3 protein-coding genes are annotated in these 2,827 nt (G+C 63.5%); 2 read left to right on the top strand and 1 reads right to left on the bottom strand.

The window, feature by feature from the left end; all coding sequences use genetic code 11:
* A partial coding sequence (locus HQL56_19395) for a bifunctional riboflavin kinase/FAD synthetase (protein ID MBF0311682.1) occupies positions 1-485 on the bottom strand: 485 nt, incomplete at its 3' end.
* A 287-nt stretch (positions 486-772) separates the two neighbouring features.
* Between HQL56_19395 and HQL56_19390 the strand changes: the two genes are divergently transcribed.
* Positions 773-2,668: a SurA N-terminal domain-containing protein gene (locus HQL56_19390; GenBank protein ID MBF0311681.1), complete on the top strand. Its 1,896-nt coding sequence runs from the start codon at positions 773-775 to the stop codon at positions 2,666-2,668.
* 2 nt (positions 2,669-2,670) lie between these two features.
* Positions 2,671-2,827: hypothetical protein (locus HQL56_19385; GenBank protein ID MBF0311680.1), on the top strand; the 157-nt coding region annotated here is incomplete at its 3' end.

Raw genomic sequence — 2,827 nt, 5'->3', positions numbered from 1 at the left:
ACCCCGTCCGCCAACTGCAAAGCCTCCTGCCGGGCCACCTGGAAACCATGGTGCCGGCCCAGCTCGCACAGCCCGGCAAAATCGCCGCGCCCCCCCGCGCCGAAGCGGAAGTCGTATCCCACCAGCACATCCCGCACGGCCAGTTGTTCCACCAGCACCCGGGAGACGAAGGTTTCGGCGGGCAGGGAGGCCAGCTCCCGGGTGAAGCGCAGGATCAACATGGCATCCACCCCATAGGCCTCCATCCAGCGGGCCTTGCCCCGCACCCCGGTGATACGCGGCGGCGCCCGTTCCGGGTGGAGCAGGCGCACGGGATGGGGTTCGAAGGTGATGGCCATGGCATGGGCGGCCAACGCCCTGGCGCGCAGGCACAAAGCATGGAAGACCGCTTGATGCCCCAGGTGGACGCCGTCAAAATTGCCGATGGTGATGGCCGATCCCCGGAAGCGGGGAGGAAGATTGCCCAGTCCGCGAATGATGTACATGGCATCGTGGCAAGGCGCCGCAAAAGGCCGACGCGCTGGTTGGCCGCCCGGTCCACGGACCAGAGGGCGGGATTCCGGCCTGACCGGAAAACAGTTTTCCGCCTCTCCAGTGGGAGGCGGGTTGAAAAGATCTTTCAAGCTGTTTAGAGTGCCAGATTCTTGCGGGCGAGTCCATGGCATGCGATGGGGAAAAACATCCTTTCCACCCACAAGAACAACCAAAACCACCTGGACATCCGTGGTGGAATTCCACGCCCTTTTTTCCCAACTCGGGGAGTTGAATCGTCATGTTGAGCGTGATGCGACGTAGCGCCTCATCCTGGATGATCAAATTGCTGCTTTCCCTCCTGGCTCTGAGCTTCGTGGTCTGGGGGGTGGGGGATTATGTGACCAAACAGCAGAACCAGCCGGTGGCGGAGGTGGAGGGATATGGCATCTCCGCCTCCGAATTCGCCAGCGCCTACGAGCGGGAGTACAACCGCCTGCGCCAGGCCAGCGGCGGCGCCATCGACAAAAAGACCGCCGAAGCCTTTGGCCTCAAGCAGCAGACCCTGCAAAACCTTCTGGAGAGGCACCTCATCTCCATGACCGGCCGGGATCTGCGGCTGCGGGTGCCCCAGGAGCGGCTGCGGCAGATGATCGCCACCAACCCGGCCTTTCTGCGGGACGGGCGGTTCGACATGGAGCAGTACAACATCATCCTGCGCAACAACCGGCTCTCCCCCCAGGACTACGAGCGTCAGCTCTCCTCCGACCTCACCCTGGAACAGATGGAAAAGGCCCTGCGCTCGGTGTCGGCGGTGCCCCGGCCCATTGTCGAGGTGCTCTATCGCCTGTTCCGGGAAAAACGCACCGCCACCTTCCTCACCCTGGACCGGGAAAGCCTGGTCCAGGAGATCCAACCCAAAGATGAACAGCTCATCGAATACATGAAAGCCCACGCGGAGACCTTCAAAACCCCCGCCCGGGTCAAGATGCAGATTCTGGTCATGAACCCGGATAGCGTCAAAGAGCGGGTCAAGGCCAGCCGGGAAGAGTTGCAGGAATACTACGATGAACACGCCAGCGACTACCAGCAGGAGGAGACCCGGCGTGCCCGGCACATCCTGGTGCGGGTGGCCGAAGACAAGGGCGGCGAGGAACTGGCGAAAACCCGCCTCAAGGCGGCCAGCGACCGGCTGGCCAAGGGCGAAGCCTTCGACAAGGTGGCCCGGGAGCTTTCCGACGACACCACCGCTGCCGAAGGTGGCGATCTGGGCCATTTCGGCCGTGGCGCCATGGTGCAGCCCTTTGAAGAGGCCGTCTTCGCCATGAAACCCGGCGAAACCTCCCAGCCGGTGCGCACGGATTTCGGCTTTCACCTGATCCGGCTGGAAGAGGTGCGGCCCGCCGCCACCAAATCCCTCGACGAGGTGCTGGAAGAGATCACCGGCAAGGTGGTACTGCGCAAGGCCCAGGAACTGGTCTACGACCAGACCGCCACCCTGGAGGATCAACTCCTCGCCAACGGCGATTTCAAGGCCATTGCCAAGGATCTCAACCTGCACTATCAGGAAACCGACTTCATCGACCGCAACAGCGACGCCCTGGACAAATCCCTGCGCCAGCCCAAGTTCCTGGACAACGCCTTCACCACCAAGGTGGGCGAAACCGGCCCGTTGCTGGAACTGGGGGAAGGGGTCTTTGCCGCCGTTCATGTGGTGGATCGTCAGGAGCCCCGGGACCAGACCCTGGAAGAGGCCCGGCAGGCGGTGCGCCAGGCCTTCATCCGGGATGAGTCCACCCGGCAGGCCCGCAGCCGCATGGAAGAGGCCCTCAAGGCGTTACAGGGCGGCGCTCCCTGGGAGAGCGTGATCAAGGCCCCGATCCGCGAGGAGAAAACCCCCGCCTTCGCCAGTATCGACAACAACCAGAAGATCCCCAATCCGGTGCGGGATCAGGTCTTCCGTCTCGCCCTGCAGAGCCCGCTGGCCGGCAAGGTGCTGGAGGAGCAGGGCCGTTTCTTCCTGGTCAAGCTGCTGTCCATCGAGGAGCCCCCGGCGGATGGACTGGACAAGGAAAGCGAAGCCATTGCCAATCAGGTGGAAAAGGGGCTGGCTGGCGAACAGGTCGGTGCCTTCCTGCAGGATCTCTCCCGGCAAAGCCGGATCGTCGTTCACCAGGACATGCTGGACAAACTGTGACCATGGCCGCCAAATTTCCCACCATTCCCATCGTCGATCACGCCAGCCAGCGGGTGTCCGGCGGCTTTTGCAGCACCCGGGACGCGGTGAGCGACGAGGAAAGCGCCGCCCTGGCCGAACTGCGCCGCCTGCACCAGGCGGCGCAGGAGGTCAAATCCC

This window comes from Magnetococcales bacterium, from assembly GCA_015231925.1.
Taxonomy (GTDB): domain Bacteria; phylum Pseudomonadota; class Magnetococcia; order Magnetococcales; family JADGAQ01; genus JADGAQ01.
Note: the sequence above shows the minus strand (reverse complement) of the source record. Positions and strands in the feature narration are given on the sequence as shown.

What these genes read in the sequence shown, in the direction of transcription:
- HQL56_19390 (MBF0311681.1), top strand. Translation starts at nt 773, where the DNA reads ATGTTGAGCGTGATGCGACGTAGCGCCTCATCCTGGATGATCAAATTG.